This is a genomic window from Halanaerobium saccharolyticum, from assembly GCF_004362045.1.
In the GTDB taxonomy this organism is placed as follows: domain Bacteria; phylum Bacillota; class Halanaerobiia; order Halanaerobiales; family Halanaerobiaceae; genus Halanaerobium; species Halanaerobium saccharolyticum_C.
The window spans coordinates 1-24,696 of the sequence record NZ_SNWX01000037.1; the positions used below are offsets into that span (position 1 = coordinate 1).

Consider the following 24,696-nt stretch of genomic DNA (forward strand, 5'->3'; position numbering starts at 1 on the left):
CATTTTGAATATTTTTATTATAATTAAAATTAGTGGTGATCTATTACTATTTACTTACATTTTATGGTAACTATCATATTTTATTTGACGTTATCAAGCAGAAATTATTGGCACTAACATTGCTGCCACCATTCCTCCTGAAAAACCATTATTATAAAGATTCATTCCTCCATGTAAATAACCGATATTCATTACCAGTGCCATATGCAAAAATCCTGCAGCAACTCCACTTTTCCATCCAAAAACTCCTGCAATAGGTGCTAGAGTTGTTCCAAATAAAACAGCAAGAATAGCTCCAACAGAATTTATTTCCCAAATTTGAAAATATGCTCCCAAAATTACTCCTATAAAAATTGGAAAAACATTTTTTAAATGCTTTCCAAAAGCTCCAAAGGCTACTACAGTAAATATACCACCAATAACTGGTCCATTTAGATTTCCCTTTATTAAAAATATATAAATTGTACTGAATAAACCTAATAAACCCATATTAATTAAGGAGATTCCAAAACCTTCTGTTACTACAAAATCATCTACTAATCTCCCTGTGTGTTTTAATAATTTACTATAACCTTTAAAACTTTTATCATTAAATAAATATCCGATTAAAAGCATAGACGAAAACAAAAGAATTAAATAAATATTTAGTTCTTTATTATAACCATCAATAACAATTGAAATCTCAGGAGTTTCTATACCAAAGGCCCTAAATAAAGACATGAAAATTGTACCAACCATACCAGCAGTAAAACCAATATTGTAAAGATTAAATCCTTGATGAAATAAAATAAAGTGATGAGCAAGAGAAGGTAATATAACTCCTGCAAGTAATCCAATAATATTTGCAAATATTATTGCAATTAAAGGATCTAAATTGATGCCAAAACTTATATAACTAATCATTGGCCCTAAAGCAGTACCAAATAAGGCGATTAATAAAAACTTTCTAAAAGGTTCATTTTGAATTTTAGAATAAATAAACACTCCAACTATTATACTCCAACTATTATAAATATTTTTTCCAAATAGAGCAAAACCTGCGACTGTAAAAATAGCAGCAATAATTGTACCGTTCATATTAACATTGTTAAATTTAGAAATAACAACTGCAATCATCATTAATAACCCACTATTGAAGATAGCAGTACCAGGATTAGTAATTGACATGTAATCTGAAAGCAATAAGCTTTGTGCTGTTAGAATCTTTTTCATACCGGATAAGATTTCCAGGGGACTATTAAAAAATAAAGAAGCAATCATAATTAATATAGAATAGGAGAAGATTATAAAATATTTATTTTTCTCAGTTGCTTCAAAAACAATTTTCTTGTTATTTTTAAGACTAGATATCTTGTTGTGTATTTTAGTCAACTCCCTTTTTAAAATCAATTAACTCTATACTCAATATTTTATGAGATTATCAATATAATTCAAGTTTAAACAATTTTATCCCAGTCTAGAACCCAGTTCAACTTCTTTATCAGGCTCAATTAAAACAACTCCATTTTTACCATAAACACCTAAAACTAAAACTTCTGACATAAAATCTGCAATCTGTTTTGGAGGGAAATTGACAACTGCCAGCACCTGTTTTTCGATTAAATCTTCCGGGATATATAAATCGGTGATTTGAGCACTGGACTTTTTTTCTCCAATTTCTTCCCCAAAATCAAGCCAGAGCTTATAGGCGGGATCCATAGCCTTTTCAAATTTTTCAACTCTGGTTATTTTACCAACTCTAATATCTAATTTCATAAAATCTTTAAATTCTGCCATTAAAAAAATCCTTTCTCTTGTGTTATTCTAAAATTATACTCCTTATATTGGATGAAGTAACCTATCAGTTTTAAAAGGGCTGTTTAAACAGCCCTTTTAAAATAAATGATTAGTATTTATTTTGAACTATTTAAATTGTCCTTCTTCCTCTATCCCAGTCAACATTTGTTTTCACTATTTTAAATTCTTCGTTCTCCTGATTAAATGTTAAAAAGTAATCATTATTTAGCTTTATTCCTAAATCGCCCTTATAATTATGACCATCTAAATTATTATCTACTTTAGCCTGTTTAATAGAATCACAACCGGTGATTACTCCCAGAGGATATCCATCTTCTTTAATTAAGACATCAATTCCTAAAGGACATTGATCATCAGCCTCATAATTAACCATATAATTGTCTTCTACATATTTTTCCGGCAGCTTAATCCAGGTAATATCTTTATCCTCATATTTTACATAATTTAAATATTTATTATTAATTTCCAGGGATTCATCTAAAACTATCCACTGTCCAGAAATATTAAAATTCTCATCTTCTCTTTGTTTATAATCCTCAGTGAATAATTTAAGCTGACTATAAGTATTACTTTTAACTTCTTTTTTATTTAAAACTTCAGCATTTTCATCTAGCTCAAATAAATCAATAATTTCCATAAAAATCAGCTCCTTTTAAAATTATATTAATTTCTTATTTTTTACTAAAAGCATAAATTTCATCATCTTATTTTATTACTTTTAGAAAAACTTTAATTATCCTGCATGAGTGTTAAAAATTTTATATTATTTTCAATAATTTATTATTAAGCTCAAGACACAAATTTATTTTTTTTGATATAAAATCGCCATTTTTTATTTTTATATTCTTCAGCATAATCTATATTTACTCTGGGTGCTGCTTCAATTTTAAAATCTTCATCTTTATTATCAAGTAGATATAATTTATTGCTTTTAACCAGATCACAGCCGTCTAAACTTTTATCAATTTTTAATGCCTGTGACAATTTACCCGGGCCATTGGTCAAATCCTCAATTTTTTTACTTTTTATATTCCTATTTTCTTTGATAAATTGTAATCCTGCAACCGGCTCAACTGCTCTAATCAAGACAGCGTGGGGATTATCTACTTCTGCAGTTACAATATTAAAACAGTAATACATACCGTAGATTAAGTAAATATAGGCTAGTCCACCTCTGGCAAACATGGTTTCAGTTCTCTTAGTCTTCCTATTATTATAGGCATGAGAGGCTTTATCCTCAGCACCCAGATAGGCTTCTGTGTCTACAATTTTAACTTTAATAGTTTTTCCTTCATATTTTCTTACTAAAATTTTTCCTAAAAGATCTTTTGCTGTCTGAACTGCGTCTTTTTGATAAAAGTCATAATCTAGTCTCAAAAATATTTCACCCCAAATTCTGCTGTGATTAAATATTACTTAAAAACCTAAATCCAGCAACCACTTACTTAATTTACCTTCTCTATCTTTAAGTTCTATATCCAGATCTTTCAATTCACCCAGTACTTTCTCGCCAATAATATTTCCATCTTTCATAAATATAACTCTGCTGCTGTGAGAGGCTACCCGGATATCATGGGTGACAATCATTACAGTAGTCCCTTCTTTATTAATTGTATGAAAAACATCCATTACCTCTTTTGCTGACTTAGAATTTAAAGCTCCGGTTGGTTCATCAGCAAATAATATTTCTGGTTCATTAATTAGAGCTCTACAGATAGCAGCTCTCTGCAGCTGGCCACCCGAAGCCTGGGTAATCTCATTTTCCGCTAATTCTATAATTCCTATTTTTTTCATTAATGCAACTGCTCTCTGCTTAACTTTTTTTCTATCCTGACTTCCTTCCATCTGAGCAGGAAATATAATATTATCCAGAATACCCAGGTTGTTCAGTAAATTAATCTGCTGGAAGACAAAACCCATTTTTTTTAGTCTTAAACCAGATAATTTCTTTTCACTTAATTCACTTAATTTTTCTCCCTGAAAAACAACTTCACCAGAACTCATTTTATCCATTCCACTCACATTATAAAGCAGAGTGCTTTTTCCGGAACCAGATGGTCCCATCACAGAAACAAAATCACCGACATTAATTGAAATATTAATATTTCTTAAGACATTAAATTTCTTTTTGTTAATTAAATAATCTTTAGATAAGTTTTCAGCCTTTAATATTTCCCTCATCAGAAACCCCCTTCTACTCAACCTTAATATCTGCAAGACTAATTTTTTTAATTGAATTGATACTTAAAAGGGTAGTGCTAACAACAATTAATATCATAATCAGAGGACTTAACAAATAGCTTCTAATTGGATTAATAATTATTTCAATTCGAGAAGCTCCCAGAAAAGATAAAATTATAGTTAATAACTGTTCTCCTAAAATATTGGCAGTAATTGTACCAATAAAGATAGCAAAAATTAGAACAAAGAGTGCTTTAGTTATATACTGTATTTTAATAGCTTCAATAGATGTACCAATACTTTTCATGATTGCAATTTGAGCTTTATCTCTGGCAATTAAGGTCTTTAAAAATAGGGAGGTTATTAAAAATATAACTACTCCTGCAATAATAATAGCGGCTATTGTTAAAATATTTAACTGCTCAATTGTATCTCCGAGAGTTTGAGCTAAATAGCCTTCCTGATCAATAATTTTAGTATTATCAAAGAGAGCTTCATATTCGTTTATTTTCTCAGCAATATCAGAATTAAGATTAATATAAATGTTATACCAGCTGGCATTTTGATAATCGGCTGGTAGATTGGCCTTAGCACTTCTGCCTCCATTAGTAATATCCTGATAAATGCCTGTGACTATCATCTCTCTTCTTTCTTCTTCTATTATAATCTGAACTTTGTCTCCTATATTTTTATTTAACTCTGAAGAGCTTAAATACGATAAAGCAATTTCATTAGCCTGGGCAGGTGATTGGCCTGCTAAATAATCTACATTAAACTTACTAAAATCACCGGTTTGAATATATATATTTTCAACAAGCCCTTCCTGATTTATAATTCTGTAACGTGAAGTTACAAAAGCTCCCTGTTCCAGCACATCGGGATCATTGGCAAGATAAGTTTTAATCTGCTCAAAACGATCTTGAATACCCTCTGTATATCTAAGATCCATTATTATATCACTTTCTGCTATTCCCATATACCTGACAAATTCTGAAGATTTGATGGTATTTAAAAAATTCAAAGGTACAATGATAATAAATGTTGTTAAAATAAAGACCACAAAGAGGATAATAAATAATTTAAAACGCATTAAGACATCTCTTAACCCCAGAAAAACGTTAGCATTCAGGAAATTATTTTTTGATAGAGAAAAGCTATTTTTATTAAAATAGCTTTTAGCATTTATACCCAACCGTATAGCTTCTACTGGCGAAATTTTATTAAATCTCCTTAAAATAATAATTGAAAAAACTATTACCACTGCGGCTATCGTCAAAGCAGTAAGTAATGGTAGGATAAGCTGAAGTATTGATTTTGGTGCTTCACCTGTAAATAATATAATATTTTTCAAAAATAATTTTCTGGCAGGCAGATAGATCAAGAATCCACCTATAGTTCCAGTTAAAGCTATAAATATATATTTAGATAAATAGATTTTCCTAATATCTGAAGCAGCTATTCCAATTCCCTTCATAACTCCAATTTCTTTATAATCCTCTTCAATAGTTAATAAGATAATAAACCTCAAACATAAAAGAGCAATAATATTTAATAATAAACTGATTAAAATAACAACTGCAGCAATTAAGCCATCAGTTAGACTGTTAAATAATTTAAATATTTTATAATCCACTGCTGGCCCTTTCTGAGGCAGTCCGGATTGAGAATACTGGTTGGTAAACTCACTAATTCTGGCAGGATCATTAAGCTGAAAACTAATCAGATATTCAGTTTTACCTATCTGATTTTTCATTTTTTCAAAATCAGTATTATTAACCACAAATCGCTTGGAACTAATAACAGAAGGATTCATCTGGGCATCTCTAACAAATTCTTTAATAATAAAATTCATTTCAAATTGCTCATTTTTAATTACCACATTATCCCCCGGGACCAGATTACGCCTCTGCCGATAATAAATGGGGACTGCAATTTCTCCCTGATCAATTGAAATTATTTGATTGTTTAAATTCAGCAGGAAATCAAATGATTCATTTTGCCTTACAAAACTGAGGTCCATAACGGTATCGACTTCTGCCTGCTGACTATTAATAAATATCTTTGATCCAGGAATATTAATCATTTCACTATTCTGCTGTCTTTTTACATTTTCGTTTCTCTGACTCCAGTTTTGGATCATTACCTGATCAATACTACCGGAATGATACTGGACAAAATGGGGGAGTAAAGCTTTTTCAAATAAATAGTCTACAGAGTCATTAAGAGTAATCAGCATATTACTTCCCCCGGCCATTAAAAATGCTGATAACATGATAAAAATAAAAACGGCAAATGTGATAATTTTCTTTTTTAATAAGTCGTGTTTTAAAATTTTTAAAATCATGGGCCCACGACCTTTCTATTTTATTTGTAATCATAGATATAATTCGCCGTTTAACTAAAAAATCCTCTGAAATAATTAATAAATTACAGAGGATTATAATTATTTTATATTTAGCTTACTAATTTCAGAAAATTTACCTTTCAATTCTTCCATAATCGTCCAGTTTAATTAATATATCCAGTGTCAGCTTACCCTGCCATTCCTGATAGGCATTCTTAAGTCCTTCTTTATAAAAACTTGCACCCCAGGGTGGTTTAATCAGACTTTCTTTATTTTTTTTAATCAATTCTACATAAAAATCTAAGTTAGCTTCTATTTTAGACTCACTAACTCCAAATCTTTCCCGTTCCGGAGAAGGAACAAAATCAAGTGGAAGTGGTACATATTCCTGCCATTTATCCTGGTCATATTCTATTAGCTGTTTTATACCCTCAGCAATACTTCCTTTGAGTTGAGATTTTAGTTTTGTATCTGCTTCATTATATAATTTAAGATAACAATAAATTTCATTTTCGGATTCATATTCTTTTTTATGCTGAATATTCTTTAAAGCCTTTTTAACTAACGAATCTAAATCAATTTGTTTAACATAATCCTTATATCGCAATAAATAGGCAAGTAATTCAGCAGAAGGATTACCCCAGCTTTTATCAATTACAGTCATCTGCTTATTTTCATCAAAATGCCACCAGGGAGTATGAGGATAATCATTGACCTCTTCTCGGACTGCATACCAGCCATTTCTATCCTTATCGTAACTTTTTTCAAGATAAGTGATTGCCTTTTTTATTATAGTCTGAGCAGAGTTAGAGTTATCTACCATTTTTAAAAGTCTTAAAGCAATGGAAGTTGCCATTGGAGTCGATAAAGGCAGCCGAAAATCTGGCTCCAGAGCATTACCAAAACCACCATCTTCATTTTGATATTTTTTGATTTCAGCGATAAAAGCCTGCTCATCTCCCTGCTGAAAATGATAATTAAAATGGGCTATATCAAGGGGTCTTGCTATTTTTTTTAGATTTTTTTCAACAGTTTTAAAACTTTGATTTGATAGTTTTAACATTTAGAGCCTCCTCAGATAAAACGAGAATAGTTAGAACAATTTTAATCAAATAATATTGTAATTATTAATATATTTCTTCCAATTTTAATAAATACCTGCATCAATATTTAAATAATCGAACTGAAAAATCTATCGGGAAAAGAAAAAGCGTCCCTACCTGGAACAGCTTTAATCATGATATACTATTTTTAGCTATTTTCATGACTTGTTTTTCTTTTAAAACATCAAAAATATTGAGCCCCTGCTCACATTCCAGCATTTTAATCACTCCACATTTTATGGCTGATCTTTTATCAATAAATATAAATTCATTATTATATTTCAGCTTCAATTTCAATAAAAAAACACCTGCATTAAAGCAGGTAGAAATATAAAAGCTTAGCTTAATTTTCGCCATAAATTCTAATTGTTCTTGCTCCAGTATTACCCCCAGTAGATTCAACTACTTCAAAACGTAGTTTTTCAGCAGTAGTTGAAGGAAAAGAAAAATTATAAAGCTTTTCTGCATCAGGTATAGTAAAAGTTCCTAAATTTTCACCATCACCAGTTAAAACTTTTAGCACTCTGATCTCACCAGTATCACCCATTGTTCGTGACCAGAATCCGAATCCATTAATTTTCATTTTTTCTTTTAGTTTTATTTCTATCCAGGCTTCATCTCCTTCACCTTGAGATGACCATTCAGTCCCTGGATCTCCGTCTATTGTATTTAAAGCACCAAAAGAACCTGAAATATCATTACCAAAGTTGCTGCTGACAGCAGTTATTTCAGCACCTTTTTCTAACAAAGCCTGATTTTCTCTAACATTTTCTGCCTCAATTTGTGGTGTTCTAAATGTCATTATTTTAGAGCGAATTAATTTTCCAGCTTTATCTATAGTAATTGTTTCTGTAAAATATTTACTTTCAGACTGTAAACCTAATATAGTAACTTGATGATTTTCTGAGGGATTGCTGCCTGGAGCTCGGGCAATTCTGCCAAAGTTATTTGTAGAACCAATAGCTGTAGAACTTAATGTAGGCTCATTGGATGAGAACTTAATTTTAACACCAGATCCAGTCAAATTAGTAATTTCTGGATTTTTATTAAAGTCTAAGGCAGAAGTTTCTAAATTTATTTTCCGGGCTTTTCCTTTTTTGGCAGCAATTAAATAATTTTCATTATCACTCAAATTTGTATTTAATATATATTCCTGAGATCTATAAATTTCATGATCTTCTGTAAAAGCAGTAAGCAAAACTTTATATTTTTGTTCAGGTTCAAAATCTAATTCCACTAAATGATTTACTACCGGGGCAACCATATCCATAGCTGTTACATTGTTATAATTTTCTTTAGATCTAGCAAAGTTTACTGCACAGAGCACCTCTACCGGAGTATCTAGTTTTAGATAAAATTTTTCATTTTCATGATAAAATCTGACATTAGAAGCTTTGTAAAATTCAGCGGCTTGATTAGCGAAAAGAGAACTGCTTAAATAAATAAGCAAAAAAGTTGTAATTAATAAAGTCATAATTATTGATAATATCTTAATTTTTTTTGGCAGATTTCTTTTAATCATTATTAAACCCCTCCCCCGTTGTTCAGACTAACTTAATTAATATACTTTTTTGATATATTCCATTCTCGAACTCATATTTTTAAGAAGAAGATCAACTAAAGTTAAAGCAACCATAGCTTCTACAACTACAACGGCTCTGGGTACAATTATTGGATCATGTCGACCGTGAATATTTAAATCAATATTTTCTCCAGATTTGTTTACAGCTTGCTGAGTCTTCTCAATCGAAGGAGTTGGTTTGACCGCTGCTTTTAAAAGAATTTCGCTGCCATCAGTTATTCCCCCAAGTGTACCTCCTGCATTATTTGTTAGTTTATTTATTTCTCCCTCATGATATCTATAAAAATCATTATGTTCATAACCTGTCATTTCTGCAGCATCAAAACCACTGCCAATTTCTATTCCTTTAACCGCTCCAATAGACATAATTGCTCTCGCCAGCAGTGCCTCACATTTATCAAATACTGGATCCCCAAGGCCTTCAGGTATATTTTTAACAGTACATTCTATTGTTCCACCAGAAGAATTATTTTCTTCAATCAGTTTTCTTAAATAGCTTTCAGCTTTTTCTACAGCTTCTGGATCAGGCATATATAAAAAATTGTCCATAATATAATCTTCATCATAATTTTTAGGATTAATTTCAATCGGGCCAATCGAAGAAGTATAGGCGGTTATTTTAACATTTAAAGTAGCCAATATTTTCTTCGCTATTGCACCAGATGCAACTCTGGCTGCTGTTTCTCTGCCTGAAGCTCGTCCACTTCCCCTGTGATCTCTAAAACCATATTTCAAATCATAACTATAGTCTGATTGAGCCGGTCGATAAACATCTTTGAGAGCAGAATAATCCTTAGATTTCTGATTTTTGTTGAAAATAATCATAGAAATAGGAGTTCCTGTTGTTTTTCCTTCGAAGACTCCTGACAAAATTTCAATTTTATCTCCTTCTTTTCTCGGAGTTGCAAAGGGAGATTGGCCCGGTTTTCTTCTATCTAAATCTTTTTGAATATCTGATTCCGAAAGTTCTAATCCAGCCGGACAACCATCTACTACTACTCCGAGGGCCTTACCATGTGATTCACCCCAGGTAGAAATTTTAAAGATATCTCCTAATATTGAACCTGACATTTTACATCACCTCTCTATATGAATTTTTGAAATGAATACTATATCTCTTATTTTTCTTTTTTTATTATAAAGATTAATAACCATAAAAAATTTCTGTTTTATGTTCTGACTCCTCTTTATTTCTTAATTCATCTAATAATGACTTAACAAATCCACCTAAATCATAATTATCGACTTCATTTAAAGCTACCCACTCATATTCCTCTGCCTCTTCATTTAAGATTACATCATCTGAATCCGTTCTGCAAATATAATCTATAAAAATAAAATGTTTATCCTCATGAAAAGCTTTATTATAAACACTTTCTTTGATGCTGATTAAATTTAAATCATATATTTCCAGACCTGTTTCCTCCAATATTTCTCTTTTTAATGCTGCTTCCATTTTTTCTCCCAATTCAATATGACCGCCGGGAATTATATACTTATCATTCCATTTATGAGATTTACAGAGAAGTATTTTGTTATCAGAATTAAAGATTACAGCTCCTACTGTTGTTTCGGGATATTGCATAAATTTCTCCTTTCATTGAATTATATTGTCCATTGATTATGAATAATTCCTGTTAATTTCCATTCATTTTGATATTCTTCAAAAACAAGACGAAGGCTTTTCCAATCCATTCCTTTATAATCAGGATTAGAGCCAGAAATATAATATTCAACTATAATTGGGTTATTATAGACTTCAAACTGATTTTCTTGCATATTTCCACTGCTTAAGACTTTATTATATCCAATTTTTTCAGCATTAATAAAATCTTCCGAATAAATAAATTCATGGTAATATTCCTCCGGAGTTAATCTAATTTTTTTACCACTTCCATCATAATGGCCCCAGAGATATTCATTTTCATTTTCAAAAAAATTTCTAACCTGTTCTTTTGTAAAAACTATGTCTTTTTTCGGATCAACATGAGTATAAGGTGTAAATCTTACTCCTTTTTCTGGATGAACATATTTAGCCAGTTCCTTGAAATTCCTGCTGCTAATTGCCTGAATCACTTCTGCAGCTTTATCTTCAATTATTTTCTCGGCATCTTCTGATTTAATAATACTGTCCTCATTTAAGCTGTATTCCACCTTGTTGTTTTCCTGTTTTAAGCCCAATCTTTGCTTAAACTTATCTAAGTTAAGAGGTACTATTATTATAAGCATTATAAAGAACAGGGCTATAATAATTTTAGCAAACGTTTGTTTTATCATAATATCACCAACTTTTTTGAAAATCTATTATAAGTTTATTATATTCAATCTCATATCTTTCATCAAGTTTTATAATTTAACTAAGTTTTTGTTTAAGAATTAAAAATAATTATCTTACTATATTTTATTTAACGGTTAGCGCAATAAGTTATGATGTTTCGTTAATTATTTTTAGTAATTTTAACAATATCTTTTAAGAAAACAATTACTTCATTGAGCTTATTATAATCTACAAGCTCAACTCTATCTTTTTCTGCTGGCATTTCCATTTTTGAAATAGCAGTTTTACTGTTTTTTAAACCAATACCAGCACAATTTATTACCAGATTTATATTATTATCTTTATTGAGATATTTCTCCATATATTTAATCTGGCCGGGAGTAGAATAATAATCTTCTCCATTCAAAAGTAATAACTTAAGGCAGTAATCTGTCATTTCAGAATTTATTAATTTACTCAAAAATAAAATTATCGCTATTCCAGTTCCGCTGTCCAGTGCACCTGGAGTCCCGGATTTTGTATCCAGATGGGTGGTCATCACAATTTTTTAGCCCTGTCCTCATTTATCCTGGCAATAATGTTTGATCCAGTTGAAGGGGTTCTTTTTGCTCTGATAGTTAAAGAAATTATTCCTTCCTCTTTAAATAAAAATATTCCAATTAAGATAATCTTTTTAGCATAAATTACCATAATTAACTTTAGTTAATTTTCAAAAGAACATTCCCAGTTTTCTGACCGCCTGCAGTATAGTTGAATGCTTCACTGATTTCTTCTAACAGATATTTTCTATCTATCACAGCCTTAAACTTATCTTCTTCTATCAGTTTTTTGATAAAATCTATACTTGCCTTAATATCTGTGGGAACAGGGAAAATAACTTTTTTTCCAGAAGATATCTTTGTTATTAATGCTAATAAAAAATTCTCTCCCAGCCTGCCTAATTCTGATGAAATATATACTCCATCTGTTTCTAATAAATTCTTACATTTAGCAAATGAGCTTTTGCCAACGGCATCAAAAATATATTTATATTTTTGATTATCCTCTGTAAAAGCTTCTGTCTGATAATCAATTACGTTATCAGCACCTAAAGATTTCATTAATTTTATATTTTTGCTATTTCCTACTGCTGTAACATAAGCGCCGTAATATTTTGAAAACTGGAGTAAGGCAGAACCAATTGCTCCTGTTGCCCCATTAATGAGAATTTTATCTCCTTTTTTTACTTTTACTTTCTTAATAAAATTGTAGGCATAATGGGCACCTTCAAGGCTGGCTGCAGCCTCTTCGTAAGATAATTTTTCTGGAATTAAACTTATGTCTTTATCTTCTGATATTGTCATGTATTGGGCATGAGAAGCTAAACCGGTGTCATTAAAACCAAAAACTCTGTTATCTACTTTAAAAGAGCTTACCTTATTACCAATAGCTTCAACTTTACCTGCAAAATCTGTACCGGTAATCGGTAGTTTAGGCTTTAATAAACCGGTAAATAACCTCATTATATAGGGGCTGCCGCTAAGAACTGCACAATCTGTTCTATTGACAGTTGCTGCATGTACTTTTATTAAAATTTCATTTTCTTTTACTTTTGGAATCTCTAATTCTTTGATTTTTAAGCTATCAGGAGGTCCATATTTTTTTCTATAAGCTGCTTTCATTTTATTTGATCCCATTACTTTTCTCCCCTTTAAATAGATAGTTGAATTATAATTGACCACTTTTTTATTTAAAAATAGCTAATTACTGGTCTTTAGTTTATCTTTAATATCAGCTACAAATTCTTCAGCCTTTAACAAATAATCCGAGAGATACCTTATCTGCTTCTTTAGCTAAATTTTTTAGTTTTTTACATAAAATTATAATTATTGTTATCATTATAGCAAGAAATCAACCATTAAGAAAGCAAAAAACAAATTATAGATCTAGACAAATCATCCTAAATGGTCTAAATTAGTTTTGGAGGATTTGTCCAATCAATTATTTTTAAAGCCCCATCAATTCTTTATATTTTAATTTATTTGCGTATTCAGCTCCATATTTTCTTTTTCTTTCCACATATAATAATTCTCTTTTTAATTTTCTGTAGTTTTCCAGCCTTTCTTTTGTTAGTTCACCATTTTCTATAGCTTTCTTAACCGCACAACCTGGTTCTGTGTCATGCTGACAGTCGTTAAACTTACATTTTTTTGCTATAGATTTTAGATCTTCAAAGCTTTCATTGATTCCTTCACTGTCATCCCAGAGTTGAACTTCTCTCATACCTGGAGTATCTATTAAAATTCCTCCTGATTCTAAAACAATTAATTCTCGATGAGTAGTTGTATGTTTACCTCTGCCATCATTAATTCTGATCTCATTTACTTCCATTTTTTTCTGATCCAGCAGCTGATTAATGATTGTAGATTTACCTACCCCAGAAGAACCCAGTAAAGCAGCAGTTTTGCCTCTAATTAAATAATCTTTAAGTTCATTTAATCCTTTTCCCGTTAAAGAGCTAATTATATGAATTGGAACTCCAAAAGCCACTGTTTCTACTTCATTTTTTTTTATTTCCGGTTTATCACATAAATCAGCCTTGCTCAACACTATAACCGGTTTTGCACCACTATTCCAGGCAATTGTAAGATATCTTTCCAGCCTTCTTAAGTTAAAATCCTGGTTTAAAGATGTTACGATAAATACCGTATCAATATTAGCTGCCACAATCTGTTCGTTTGTATTTGTTCCTGCAGCTTTTCGAGAAAATTTACTCATTCTTGGCAGTATATCATGAATTATTGCTCTATCTTCATTATTCTGAAAATCAATTATTACCCAGTCACCTACTGCAGGAAACTGATTATTATAACGCATCTTACCTGTAATCTCAGCTAAAACTTCTCCTCTTTCGGTATATAACTTATACATTCCTTTATATTCAATTGCAACTCTGGCTATTTGGAAATCTTCCTGTAAATTGATTTGAGATAATTTATCATCAAATTCCTGATTCCAGCCTAAATCTTTTAAGTTCAATTTTAATTCCTCCTATATTTATTAATTTTTCGTCTAAATAGAAAAAAACCATGAGCTTAGATAATAAACTCATGGCTAAATAACAAAAACTATGGGCAATAATCCCATAGTATAGATAATCTGCTGTATATTATACATATACAGCTTTATTTAATCTTCAATTTGATTATGCTAGAGTTTATTAATCTATAAACTATACTCCTTAATGTTCTGAATCTTATTTAAAATAAGGCAGACTAATCCCCCGGAATTGAATATAAAATTTAAAAGAGTATAGAATATTTAATTTAATGATTAGATTAATAAACCGACTTTCATAAAACATTTCCCCTTTATTTTACTAGAAATAATTATAGCAGCTGCATATTTATCTGTCAATATAAAATTCCTTTTATTTTCTTACTTTTCCTACAATTTTATCAAATCTACTGTCCATGCAGACACTAATATCGGTGGTAAGAAATTTACAATTATAATAAAGACTAAATATTGTAGCTGGAGTTAGTGCCTTTTGTGCTTCTTCCATTGTTTCTAATTTTATAGTTTTTACATCTATATTTCTTTTTTCAGCACACACTTCAAATCCCAGTTTTATATTTAATTATCCAATAATTAGTTTTTATTTTTCGAGTCTAATAATATTATACTCTTTATTTAATATTCCACAAATTATTATTTCCATTCAATTTCTTCGACTTCATCCGTTTCTCTAAGTATGAAAGGGCCAATTGAGAGAGTGTGTTTTGTTATCGTTGCTATTCTAAGGACATAAGAAATTAAGATTAGAAAAGGTATTAAGGAAATAGTTGTTGTCAATGCAGTAACTAATATCAGAGTTCCGGTATTGAAAATAGTATACTATAGGTTTTAGAGTTAAAAAAATAATCATGTAACAGGAAACTAGTAAGGCCGGGATCGCAGCTAATAATATTCTGCGGGAAAGATCAATAAGATTACTTTGAAAATAAAGAGTTTTAAAATGTTCACGGGTTGGTCCAAATAAATTTAATACTTCAATCAATTTTTCTAGTTCTTTTTCTCCTTTTTCAGAAAGTAAGTCACTGTATTTCGTTTTTATTCGTTTAGCAGTGAATATTTTCCAGGAATAGTTGAAATTTAGGGCAGAAGAGATAACATCAAATTCGCCAAATTGAGAACCATCAAGTTCATTAGCAACCTGCTCGGAATTCTTAATTAAGCTGTCAGTAAAATCATTGATTTCCTGTTTGAATTCTTCATCAGCTGAATTATTTTCTATATCCTGTAATTTTCTTGCTCGTTCGGCTGATACCTGTACAAGTGCACGAATAAATTGTGCTGGTTTTGAAGGGCTTAAAGGTGCCTGAATTACATCTGCTACATTTTCACGAAATTGCATTGCTCCTTCCATACGTTCTCGTTGATCTTTGACTGCTCCAAGTTCCTGAGATAGCACCAATTGATTAAGGGAGACTACAATAGTTACACCACTAATAATAGCAGTAAGAAGTGCCTGAAATAGAGTATCAATAGAGTCACTGCTTCTAATAGAATTTTCTACTGCTGGATAAAGAGATCCAGCTACAAGCAATGTTATAAATACGATTATTACCAGCAAACCAGTCACCAGTAGACGGTTTCTGCCCATGAAAATCCATAATTTTATACTGTTTTGATTGAGTCGTTCGTGTAATTTATTACCAGGAGTCTCTTTAATACCAGCCATTTTCTTGCCTCCTAATTTAATCTAGTCCTAATGTAAAACTATAATCTAGTTTATTCTCTATATTATTTGTTGAATATTTTTTTAATTATTTTCTTAAATATATCGCCTAACTTTTTTCATATATGCTTTATATTCTTTTCCAAATTTATTAATACACCATCTTTCTTCTGATAATATAAGATAATGAACAGAAATTTGGAATATAATTAATATTGTAAAATAGATCCAGGAACTTATTAAAATGCTGCAGCCAAGGAAATATAAAAAGAAAGCTAGATACATGGGATTCCTAGAATATTGATATAGACCTTTTTTATTTATACCATTAGTTTGTGGTTTTGCAAAATCAATAATTGATTTTGTATATAAAACTGTTCCAATAATAAATATTATGAAGCCTGGAAAAATAGAAATTGTATTAAATTTTATATCTGTGGAAAATAAATATATTAATAAAAAAATTGTTGTTATTTGATAGATATAATAAGCAAATTGTTCTCTTGCCGTTCTAGGTGGGAAAAACCCCGCTCGTTTAAGAGCAGCCTTACTTATAAATCCCATAAAGAAATATCGAATTAAAATTAATGGTATTATTAAGATAAAAGAATTCAAAAACTCACCAACTTTCAAATTAGCTGCATTAATTTTCTTGTTCAGCTAACAGAGTATAAAAATCATTAGAATATTCATTTTTCCATATCTTCCATAAAGGAATAATCTCTTTTTTCCTGTATCTAAATAATAGAGGTGATTATTATGCCAGAATTACCGGATGTTGAATTATTTAAAAAATATCTTGATTCAACTTCTCTTCATCAAACTATCAGCAGAGTGGATATCCTAAATGAAGATATAATAAAATGTAACCCTGAGAGTTTAAGAGATAAATTAGAAAAGAATTCTTTTCAGAAAAGTCATCGCTATGGAAAATATCTTTTCATAAAAATAACAAATATTGATTTCCATTTAGTGCTGCATTTTGGAATGACTGGCTTTCTCAAATACTACAAAAATCAAGAAAAAAAGCCTGATCATATCAGAGTCCTGTTTTCTTTTGCTAATAACTATAAACTTGCTTATGATAATCAGAGATTATTAGGTGAAGTAAATCTAACTCATTCAATTAATAGCTATCTTAAGGAAAAAGAACTGGGTCCGGATGCTTTAGAAATTGATTTTTCAAATTTCAAAGAAATATTAAAAAATAGGAAAGCAGCAATAAAAGCAGTAATTATGGATCAAAATAAAATAGCGGGTATCGGTAATATTTATGCAGATGAAATATTATATCAGAACTCAATTCATCCTGAGCAGCAGTCAAATACATTATCCAGAGCGAAAATTAAGAAACTTTATCAAACAATGCAGGATATATTAAAAATTGCAATTAAGTATAATGCTGAACCTGATAACTTCCCGGATGACTGGATTATACCTCACCGCAAAGAAGGAGAACTATGTCCTCGTTGTGGAGGAAATATTAAAAGAATAAAAGTATATGGTCGAGGCACTTATATCTGTCCAGAATGTCAAAGCATAGACTAATTTCTTCAATTAATGCCAATAAATCAGTTTATCATATTTACTCTCGAGTAAGTTCTGAAAAAGATCAGTAGAAACTGTAAGCACCAGGGAAGCAAAAAGAAAAAATTCTACCAGTATTTTTCGTCATTCAACGCCTCAACACAGTGAGAGGTACCAGAAATTGATGGTATTTCATCATCATTTAAATTCTGGCCCAGCCATCCTTCGGGATAGGAAAGTTTTAAAGGCGCTTTTACTATTTCTTCTGATATTTTTTTATAACCAACTTTGGAGTAAAAGTTGATATCACCATAGGTGAAGACAATTTCCATACCTTTTCCCTTTAAATCTTTGTGGCCAAAATTTATTAGCTTCTTTCCAATTCCTCTTCCCTGATATTCTGGAAGTACAGCAGCCGGTGATAATAAAAAAGCTTTAAGCTTGCTTTTTTCAAATTCCAATCTAGTAAAAATAATACTGGCTATAATTTGATCATTCTCAAGAGCATTGTAGGCAAATAGGTCTTCACTATTAGTTTTGGTTAATAATTCAAAAGCCAGCTCCCCTATCAGCTTTCCTTCTGTTTCCCCTTCTGAATCTAAAAAAGTTTTCGCAAATAAATCTTTAATTTCACTAGTTTTTTCCTTTTTATATTTCCTAAATTCCATTGTTAATTCTCCTTCAATAACTAAATAATTCTTTTCTATATAAAGCCGGGCCCATTTTGAGCAGCCAGGCTATTATTCTCCGGACTTTTGTAATATAATGTAAAATTACTAAACTGAAACTTCTCCTTTAATAGAAGGATGGGGATTATAACCGATCAGTTCAATATCTTCAAAATCAATTTCAAAAATATTTTCAGTCTCTTTGTTAATTTTAATCTGTGGTAAAGGCCGGGGCTCTCTGCTCAACTGTTCTTTAATCTGATCAAAATGGTTCTGATAAATATGTACATCCCCACCGGTCCAGATAAACTCACCTACTTCAAGTCCAACTACATGAGCTATCATGTGTGTTAACAAGCTGTAGCTTGCAATATTGAAGGGCACTCCTAAAAAAGTGTCACAGGATCGCTGATATAATTGGCATGATAGTTTACCATCAGCTACATAAAACTGAAAGAGTAAGTGACAGGGGGGTAGAGCCATCTTATCTAAATCTCCCACATTCCAGGCATTTACTATTAATCTTCTGGAATAAGGATTTTCTTTAATCTGTTCAATAACCTCAGAAATCTGATCTATTGTACCATCTCTTCCTTCCCAGCTTCTCCACTGGTGGCCGTAAACATTACCTAAATCACCATTTTCATCTGCCCATTCATCCCAGATATGGACATCATTATCATTTAAATATTTGATATTGGTGTCTCCCTTTAAAAACCAGAGCAGCTCATAGGCAACTCCTTTCCAATAAACCTTTTTGGTGGTCATTAAGGGAAAACCTTCCTGTAGATCAAATCTCAGCTGATGACCAAAGATGCTTCTGGTACCTGTACCAGTTCGATCTTCTCGATCGACTCCATTGTCTAAAATTTGCTGACACATTTCAAGATACTGCTTCATTAAAAATCACTCCTAGAAATTTTGTTTTTTCGCTGATAGACATGATGAGAATATGTGTAAGGATTATTACTGTCAGTAGTGCCTTTTTTTTCTGATATTTTGTCCCACTTCTGCCAGTCTATCTCCGGAAAATATGTATCTCCAGAAAACTGATGCTCAATGATTGTTAAATATAATTTATCACTATAAGCTAAAAACTGCTTATAAATTTCTGCACCACCGATGATAAAAGCTTCTTTGTCTTTCTCCAAAAACTCGTCTAAAATTTCTTCCTGTGAATGAAATATTTCACAGCCTTCAGCTGCATAATCCTTATTTCTGGTCAGAATAATATTTCTTCTGCCTGGTAAAGGAAAGCCAATTGATTCAAAAGTCTTTCTCCCCATTATTACAGGGGCCCCGATTGTTGTATTTTTAAAATATTTCAAATCAGCCGGTAAATTCCAGGGCATTTTTCCCTGCTTCCCGATCAACTGATTTTTATCCATTGCTGCAATAATTGATAAACTCATAAATTCTCCTCTCTTAATTCAATTTTATTAATTTATTCTATTAACATTATAGCAGGAAAATTAGTCTGAGAAAAGATTAATTATCTTTCAAAACAAATATCAATATTTAATTGGTGAGATAACTCTTAAAAATTTGCACAAAAAGGTTCAGTAATGATAATCTAATGATAAGAAATAAAAATAATTGAAATAGGGAGTGATATATGATGGCAAATGAAACTATTAAAAACATTAAGGAACGAAGAAGTGTTAGAAAATATATTGATAAAAAAATATCAAAAGAGATACTGGAAGAAATAATTGATTGTGCCCGCCTCGCACCTACCGGTAATAATAGACAGGCCTGGTCTTTTCTAGTCATTACTGATGCTGAAATAAAAAGTAAAATTGCATCTTATGCTCGTTATGGTAGATTCATCGAAGAAGCTGGAGCCTGTGTAGCTGTTTTTGTAAATCAGGATAAAGCAACTACATCATTACAGGATGCTTCAGCTGCTACCGAAAATATCATGATAGCTGCCAAATCGTATGATCTCGGGACCTGCTGGGTTAATTCTTATCAGAAAGAACATTCTAAAAAAATAAAAGAGCTGGTCAACTGTCCTCAAGAGATGGAATTAATGACTCTGATGTCTATTGGGTATTATGATGAAGATGATGTGAGTATGCCTGCTAAGAAATCTTTATCAGAAGTAATGGTCTGGGATAAGTTTTAGCAAAATAATATCTGGACGCTAATTGATATAGCAGATAATCTGCCCCCATTTATATAATTGTGTTATTTGTATTCCCCTTATCCCAATAATAATCGATTTCTTCCTGTGACTCACAATTGATCATTAGGGAAATGGCTTCGTTAAAAGTAAATTCGTGAATATCTCCTCCATCCATAGCTGTCAGCCAAATATCAGCAAGTTTAAAATCTGAAAACATAACGTCTCCTTTTTTATTTGCTCCCCGATTTTTTTGATAATGCATTATACTTCCCAATTTAGATTTTTTAAAAAGTGAAATATAATAGTTTATGTCTTCCTCGGCTTTTCCGTTTTTCTCATTTGTGAAAAATAAAGAAGGAATAACTCTTGGCCAGTCTTCTTCCGTATTGGTTAAAGTCAATTGCCAGGAAACACCATATTTATCCTGAACCCAGCCATAGCGATCACTCCATGAGTATTTCTGGAGCGGCATTAGAACCTTTCCTCTATCTAATAATTTTTCCCATAAATCATTAAGATTTTTGCGAGCATTTTTATTGTTTGAAGGATCGAAATTTATAAAAAATGAGATAGAAGGATTCATTTTGAAAGAAGGACCGGCAGAAATCGCTCTAAACTCAAAGCCCATAATATTAAATCCGACAATATCATTATCTCCTGATGGAGTATTTTTTATTAAACTTCTGTGAGTTAACTCTGAATCAGGAAATATTGAAGTATAAAATTCTGCTGCCTCAACTGCTTCCTTGTCAAACCAGAGGTGAGAAACTATTTTTTGCATGATTCCATCTCCTTAAAAATATTTGTAAAAATAGAAACTATAAAAAGTATAAGATAACCACCATCACAGACTCTAGGGGTTTTAAATGTCAGACTAAACATACCTAAAACGCCAAATTGCCTGATTAAATCATCTAAACCAATCCTTTTCAAACCTCTATTAATAAACAACTAGGTACTTATATAATACTGCTCCGACAATTTTATTATCTTCAACCGCGACATAACAAAGTTTTGGTTCTGGAACAAATAGACTTTCAAACCATTCAAATGTCTTTTTTCCCAGTTTTCTAACCCGTTGTGCTTCATTTTGTTTGATAGCTCTTATTTCTACCATGTTATATCCCTCATTTAAAATGAATTTTTACGGTCTCTACCGAAATCTATAGTAGAGCTTTCGATTTAAGTTATCTACTTTAACAGCCAACAGTTTAACCCCACTATTTTTCTATTTGTTCTGACAGTAATAATAAATTCCATTCATATATTTTATAAGTATATAAACTTTTTTTAATAAGAGGATCATTTTCTGCTATTTCTTTTGCTTCTTTTAAATTATTTGCTTTAAAAACTATCATACCACCTTTTTCATTCTCAAATCCGCCTCCAATAAAATATCTCTCTCCTGCAACCTTTTTTAAGTAATTAAAATGTTTTTCAAAATCATTTGTTGTAAATTCTTTGTTATTCTCTCTATAATCTATTCTTACAAATAATTTATCTCCTTTTGCTAATCCTTGTTGTTTTATCATTATGAGAGTCCTTTCTAATCTAAATTATTATCTTTTTTTTGAGTGTTACCTGAAATAGTCTTCTAGGAAGTCAACCTTCTTCAAATTCATTAAGATCCACTATTTTAAATCTATCTGTTAACCGGAGTAGCCTGAAGTTCAGAAAGAAGAGCCTGGCTGAGAAAGAAATTCAATTTCTTCAGCAGTAGAATCTCGTCCAAGTATTTGATTACGATGCGGAAATCTTCCGAATCGTTCTATTATCTCTTTGTGCTTGATTTCATACTCGAAATAATCTTCCATTCCTGGCTCATTAAAAAGTCTTAATGCTGTTTTGTGTATCACTAGAGATTCGCTATGCATAAATGGCATATAGAAGAAGCTGCGTTTAAAAGTTTTAAGTTTATTATGAAAGCCCTTTCTAATAGCTTCCTGCGCCAAAATCAAAGCCGCAAGATCATTAGCAAAAGCTTCTGGCTTTTCTCGATAAATATTTCGGGAGAACTGATCAAGCACAATTATTTCTGCAAGACTTCCTTCCGGGGTAGCTCTCCAATAATCAAGCTCTCCCTTTGTTGCAGCATCATGAATTACACCAAATCGTTTATAAATTCTGGTATCAAGCTCCTCAGATGAAACAAACCATTGTTTTGGAGTTAATTCTTCAAACCAGAATTTAATTACTTCACTAGCTTTAACATTCATTTTTGTCCTGCCTCCTCTGGATTAATCTTTTAAAAAAGCTATGAATCCCTTTAGATACACCAAAATTATTTTGTTGATCATCCCCTATATCATAATAATATTTTCCTTTTTCAATATGTACAGAAATAGAGTCTAGAGGGAACCCCTCTCTTACTGTTGGATGGGGCTTATTAACTATATAAAATTCTTCTGAATTCAAATCATCTCCATCATCTCGAATAATATTATTTTTATCCATCACTAAACATATAGCGTTTGTATAATAGGCAACTAACTTACCACCGTACTTATCAGCAATACTTATATAATGATTCATCATTTCTATATCATTGAGCTTTTTTCCATTAACTCGTCTTGCCTTTACTCCAGGTTGGTCACATTCTTTAACACCTCTAAAATACAAGCCAGTATCACAAGAAAAAACTGGTTTTTTAATCTGTTTATAATAGTTTAAAGCTTTTTCTTCTGCATTACTTAGAGGATCATTACCACTTTCGTCTGATTCTATCACCTGTTTTCCAAAAGAACTTAAACTAATTAGTTCTATTTCAAGATCTTCAACTATCTGTACCATGCTGTCATATTTAGCTGGATTATATGTCCCATATACAAGTTTCATGATAATAACCACTCCTTTCCTAAGTAGTAATGAAACCGTAAATCTTCATGTTAAATGAAGTGAGATTATTAAGCTTGATATTCCATAATTCGCAAGCAATTATTTTTTATTCTATCTAAATAGTTTTTAAAATGCTGTTTTTCTTTCTCTGTAAAACCTTTTAAAATAACATTTTCAACTTTTTCAATTACAGGCCATAATTTAGCTAATAATTCTTCTCCTTTTTCAGTTATTTCAATTTCGTCATATTTATTTTTTATAAATTTATCTTTATATAGTGGAGTTATAAACTCTTTAAAATGATCATCATAATATCCAAACTGCTTTTCAACTTGTCCTCTGTTTATTTGGGATTCTCTTTTTAAAACCATTAAAAAAATTATTTGATCTCCAGTAAGATTAGTTATTTTACTTTCTGATATTTTTATATTAAAAGCCTTTTTAATCAGCTGTGAACTTACATTAATTTCTCTACCAATAGTGTCTAATATTTTCTCTGATAACATTAATAATGCCTCCTTTAACCTTAGCTCATAAATACTGATTCCTGTAGCGACTCCAACATTAAGAGATTCAACTTCTGTATACATTGGTATTTGAACAATATGATCTGCTTGTTCTATAACATCATTAGAAATCCCTGTACTCTCATTACCAACTACTAAAGCTATAGGTTTTTTATTTAAATTTACCATGGACTGTAATGATTTTCCATGAGGACTCGTAGCTACCACTTGATATCCATTTTTTTTCAAATCAGAAACTGCTTTTTTAGCATTTTCATAGCTTTTATAATTAACTTTAAATGAGGTTCCTCTAGAAGCATCAATAGTTTTTGGAAAAAAAGGATCAAAATCTTTATTAGTAGTTATATAATTATTAATTCCATAAGCTTTCCCAGTTCTAATTATAGTTCCAATATTGCCATGATCTTTAACATCATCTAATAAAAGAACAAAATCATCATTGAAATAATTAGAAGACGCTTCTGCAACTCCAACACAGGAAATTAGATAATTGGTTTCAGTTATTTTTTTTAAAATTCCATTTGAAGTTTGATATATTGGAGCTGAAAACCCCTTATATTTATCTGGAACTTCATTTTTACTGATAAAAATACTTTTTATTTGAAGCCCAGAATCTTTTGCCCAATTTAATTGTTCTAACCCACGTAATTGAATCTTATTATTTTTTTTTCGATTCTTACTTCTTGATAACTTTCTGGCCTCTTGGACTAAAGGATTTTTTAATTTTTCTATTCTCTTTATCATACTTCATTTCCTCTCATTTGTTTTTTGAATTTTTTCTGGATCCAATTTAAGTTTCCAGAGTTTTTCCGATACTGCCGAATGATACTAATTATTTTATTTTTGATTCTGTGCTACTATAATAAAACGGTGACTTGTACCTGATATATAATCTTTTTCTTTTAATTCTTCTCAAACTTCGCACTTGTAAAAGTGCTTTTGCACCTTGAAATTTCAATATTTTTTAGCAAAAAAATAGCATGAAACCCCCGCTTTTGGTATAATT

General features: G+C 30.8%; 27 protein-coding genes and 1 pseudogene. 2 read left to right on the forward strand and 26 right to left on the reverse strand.

The window, feature by feature from the left end:
• Positions 1–93: 93 nt before the first annotated feature.
• The 17 genes and pseudogenes from DFR79_RS14670 to DFR79_RS16505 all read right to left on the reverse strand — a co-directional run bounded on the left by DFR79_RS14670 (position 94) and on the right by DFR79_RS16505 (position 16,569).
• Positions 94–1,389, reverse strand: a complete 1,296-nt coding sequence (locus DFR79_RS14670) for a DUF1576 domain-containing protein (protein ID WP_208107563.1) — start codon at positions 1,387–1,389, stop codon at positions 94–96.
• Between the two features lie 57 nt (positions 1,390–1,446).
• The gene (locus DFR79_RS14675) at positions 1,447–1,776 is read right to left on the reverse strand and encodes a tRNA-binding protein (RefSeq protein WP_133516219.1); all 330 of its coding nucleotides are present in this window, start codon (positions 1,774–1,776) and stop codon (positions 1,447–1,449) included.
• 130 nt (positions 1,777–1,906) lie between these two features.
• On the reverse strand, positions 1,907–2,434 hold the full coding sequence (locus tag DFR79_RS14680; RefSeq protein ID WP_133516220.1) for a hypothetical protein: 528 nt from the start codon (positions 2,432–2,434) through the stop codon (positions 1,907–1,909).
• Positions 2,435–2,586: 152 nt separating this feature from the next.
• Complete coding sequence (locus tag DFR79_RS14685; RefSeq protein ID WP_133516221.1) at positions 2,587–3,174, reverse strand: DNA-3-methyladenine glycosylase; 588 nt, start codon at positions 3,172–3,174, stop codon at positions 2,587–2,589.
• A gap of 39 nt (positions 3,175–3,213) precedes the next feature.
• Positions 3,214–3,978: an ABC transporter ATP-binding protein gene (locus DFR79_RS14690; RefSeq protein WP_133516222.1), complete on the reverse strand. Its 765-nt coding sequence runs from the start codon at positions 3,976–3,978 to the stop codon at positions 3,214–3,216.
• Between the two features lie 13 nt (positions 3,979–3,991).
• Positions 3,992–6,214 (reverse strand): FtsX-like permease family protein, encoded by a 2,223-nt coding sequence (locus tag DFR79_RS14695; protein WP_243727815.1) that lies wholly within the window; start codon positions 6,212–6,214, stop codon positions 3,992–3,994.
• A gap of 241 nt (positions 6,215–6,455) precedes the next feature.
• Positions 6,456–7,385 carry a hypothetical protein gene (locus DFR79_RS14700; RefSeq protein ID WP_133516224.1) on the reverse strand — a complete coding sequence of 310 codons (930 nt, stop codon included), beginning with the start codon at positions 7,383–7,385 and terminating at the stop codon, positions 6,456–6,458.
• A 383-nt stretch (positions 7,386–7,768) separates the two neighbouring features.
• A complete protein-coding gene (locus DFR79_RS14710) occupies positions 7,769–8,947 on the reverse strand; it encodes a discoidin domain-containing protein (RefSeq protein ID WP_133516226.1) in 1,179 nt (392 codons plus the stop codon).
• A gap of 36 nt (positions 8,948–8,983) precedes the next feature.
• On the reverse strand, positions 8,984–10,078 hold the full coding sequence (gene aroC / locus DFR79_RS14715) for a chorismate synthase (protein WP_133516227.1): 1,095 nt from the start codon (positions 10,076–10,078) through the stop codon (positions 8,984–8,986).
• 73 nt (positions 10,079–10,151) lie between these two features.
• Positions 10,152–10,592 carry an NUDIX domain-containing protein gene (locus DFR79_RS14720; RefSeq protein ID WP_133516228.1) on the reverse strand — a complete coding sequence of 147 codons (441 nt, stop codon included), beginning with the start codon at positions 10,590–10,592 and terminating at the stop codon, positions 10,152–10,154.
• Positions 10,593–10,612: 20 nt separating this feature from the next.
• Positions 10,613–11,284, reverse strand: a complete 672-nt coding sequence (locus DFR79_RS14725; RefSeq protein ID WP_166638074.1) for a hypothetical protein — start codon at positions 11,282–11,284, stop codon at positions 10,613–10,615.
• A 161-nt stretch (positions 11,285–11,445) separates the two neighbouring features.
• Positions 11,446–11,823: a M28 family peptidase gene (locus DFR79_RS14730; RefSeq protein WP_243727816.1), complete on the reverse strand. Its 378-nt coding sequence runs from the start codon at positions 11,821–11,823 to the stop codon at positions 11,446–11,448.
• A gap of 160 nt (positions 11,824–11,983) precedes the next feature.
• Positions 11,984–12,961 (reverse strand): NAD(P)-dependent alcohol dehydrogenase, encoded by a 978-nt coding sequence (locus DFR79_RS14735; RefSeq protein WP_208107564.1) that lies wholly within the window; start codon positions 12,959–12,961, stop codon positions 11,984–11,986.
• Between the two features lie 310 nt (positions 12,962–13,271).
• The gene (gene rsgA, locus DFR79_RS14740; RefSeq protein WP_133516231.1) at positions 13,272–14,303 is read right to left on the reverse strand and encodes a ribosome small subunit-dependent GTPase A; all 1,032 of its coding nucleotides are present in this window, start codon (positions 14,301–14,303) and stop codon (positions 13,272–13,274) included.
• A 391-nt stretch (positions 14,304–14,694) separates the two neighbouring features.
• Positions 14,695–14,874: pseudogene (locus DFR79_RS14745) on the reverse strand (YoaP domain-containing protein); the annotation flags it as partial.
• 189 nt (positions 14,875–15,063) lie between these two features.
• A complete protein-coding gene (locus tag DFR79_RS14750; protein WP_133516233.1) occupies positions 15,064–16,008 on the reverse strand; it encodes a hypothetical protein in 945 nt (314 codons plus the stop codon).
• A gap of 93 nt (positions 16,009–16,101) precedes the next feature.
• Positions 16,102–16,569: a methyltransferase family protein gene (locus DFR79_RS16505; RefSeq protein ID WP_347814043.1), complete on the reverse strand. Its 468-nt coding sequence runs from the start codon at positions 16,567–16,569 to the stop codon at positions 16,102–16,104.
• A 195-nt stretch (positions 16,570–16,764) separates the two neighbouring features.
• On the opposite strand from DFR79_RS16505, the gene DFR79_RS14760 reads away from it, so the two are divergent.
• A complete protein-coding gene (locus tag DFR79_RS14760) occupies positions 16,765–17,553 on the forward strand; it encodes an Fpg/Nei family DNA glycosylase (RefSeq protein WP_133516234.1) in 789 nt (262 codons plus the stop codon).
• 107 nt (positions 17,554–17,660) lie between these two features.
• Here the strand turns inward: DFR79_RS14760 and DFR79_RS14765 are convergent, their stop codons facing one another.
• The 3 genes from DFR79_RS14765 to DFR79_RS14775 form a co-directional block, all read right to left on the reverse strand.
• The gene (locus tag DFR79_RS14765; protein ID WP_133516235.1) at positions 17,661–18,200 is read right to left on the reverse strand and encodes a GNAT family N-acetyltransferase; all 540 of its coding nucleotides are present in this window, start codon (positions 18,198–18,200) and stop codon (positions 17,661–17,663) included.
• 108 nt (positions 18,201–18,308) lie between these two features.
• On the reverse strand, positions 18,309–19,100 hold the full coding sequence (locus DFR79_RS14770; RefSeq protein WP_133516236.1) for a thymidylate synthase: 792 nt from the start codon (positions 19,098–19,100) through the stop codon (positions 18,309–18,311).
• On the reverse strand, positions 19,100–19,612 hold the full coding sequence (locus DFR79_RS14775) for a dihydrofolate reductase (protein ID WP_133516237.1): 513 nt from the start codon (positions 19,610–19,612) through the stop codon (positions 19,100–19,102). The genes DFR79_RS14770 and DFR79_RS14775 overlap by 1 nt, the downstream gene beginning before the upstream one ends.
• A gap of 206 nt (positions 19,613–19,818) precedes the next feature.
• On the opposite strand from DFR79_RS14775, the gene DFR79_RS14780 reads away from it, so the two are divergent.
• Positions 19,819–20,328 (forward strand): nitroreductase family protein, encoded by a 510-nt coding sequence (locus tag DFR79_RS14780; protein ID WP_133516238.1) that lies wholly within the window; start codon positions 19,819–19,821, stop codon positions 20,326–20,328.
• A 49-nt stretch (positions 20,329–20,377) separates the two neighbouring features.
• On the opposite strand, the gene DFR79_RS14785 is transcribed toward DFR79_RS14780, so the two are convergent.
• The 6 genes from DFR79_RS14785 to DFR79_RS14805 form a co-directional block, all read right to left on the reverse strand.
• Positions 20,378–21,109 (reverse strand): VOC family protein, encoded by a 732-nt coding sequence (locus DFR79_RS14785; protein WP_133516239.1) that lies wholly within the window; start codon positions 21,107–21,109, stop codon positions 20,378–20,380.
• Between the two features lie 159 nt (positions 21,110–21,268).
• Entirely contained in the window at positions 21,269–21,445 is a 177-nt protein-coding gene (locus DFR79_RS16190) for a hypothetical protein (RefSeq protein WP_166638075.1), read from the reverse strand.
• Between the two features lie 103 nt (positions 21,446–21,548).
• Positions 21,549–21,860, reverse strand: a complete 312-nt coding sequence (locus DFR79_RS14790; RefSeq protein ID WP_133516240.1) for a YciI family protein — start codon at positions 21,858–21,860, stop codon at positions 21,549–21,551.
• Between the two features lie 138 nt (positions 21,861–21,998).
• Positions 21,999–22,544 (reverse strand): DUF924 family protein, encoded by a 546-nt coding sequence (locus DFR79_RS14795; RefSeq protein WP_133516241.1) that lies wholly within the window; start codon positions 22,542–22,544, stop codon positions 21,999–22,001.
• A complete protein-coding gene (locus tag DFR79_RS14800) occupies positions 22,534–23,163 on the reverse strand; it encodes a non-canonical purine NTP pyrophosphatase (RefSeq protein ID WP_133516242.1) in 630 nt (209 codons plus the stop codon). The genes DFR79_RS14795 and DFR79_RS14800 overlap by 11 nt, the downstream gene beginning before the upstream one ends.
• 68 nt (positions 23,164–23,231) lie before the next feature.
• Entirely contained in the window at positions 23,232–24,434 is a 1,203-nt protein-coding gene (locus DFR79_RS14805) for a TrmH family RNA methyltransferase (protein WP_133516243.1), read from the reverse strand.
• Positions 24,435–24,696 lie beyond the last annotated feature (262 nt).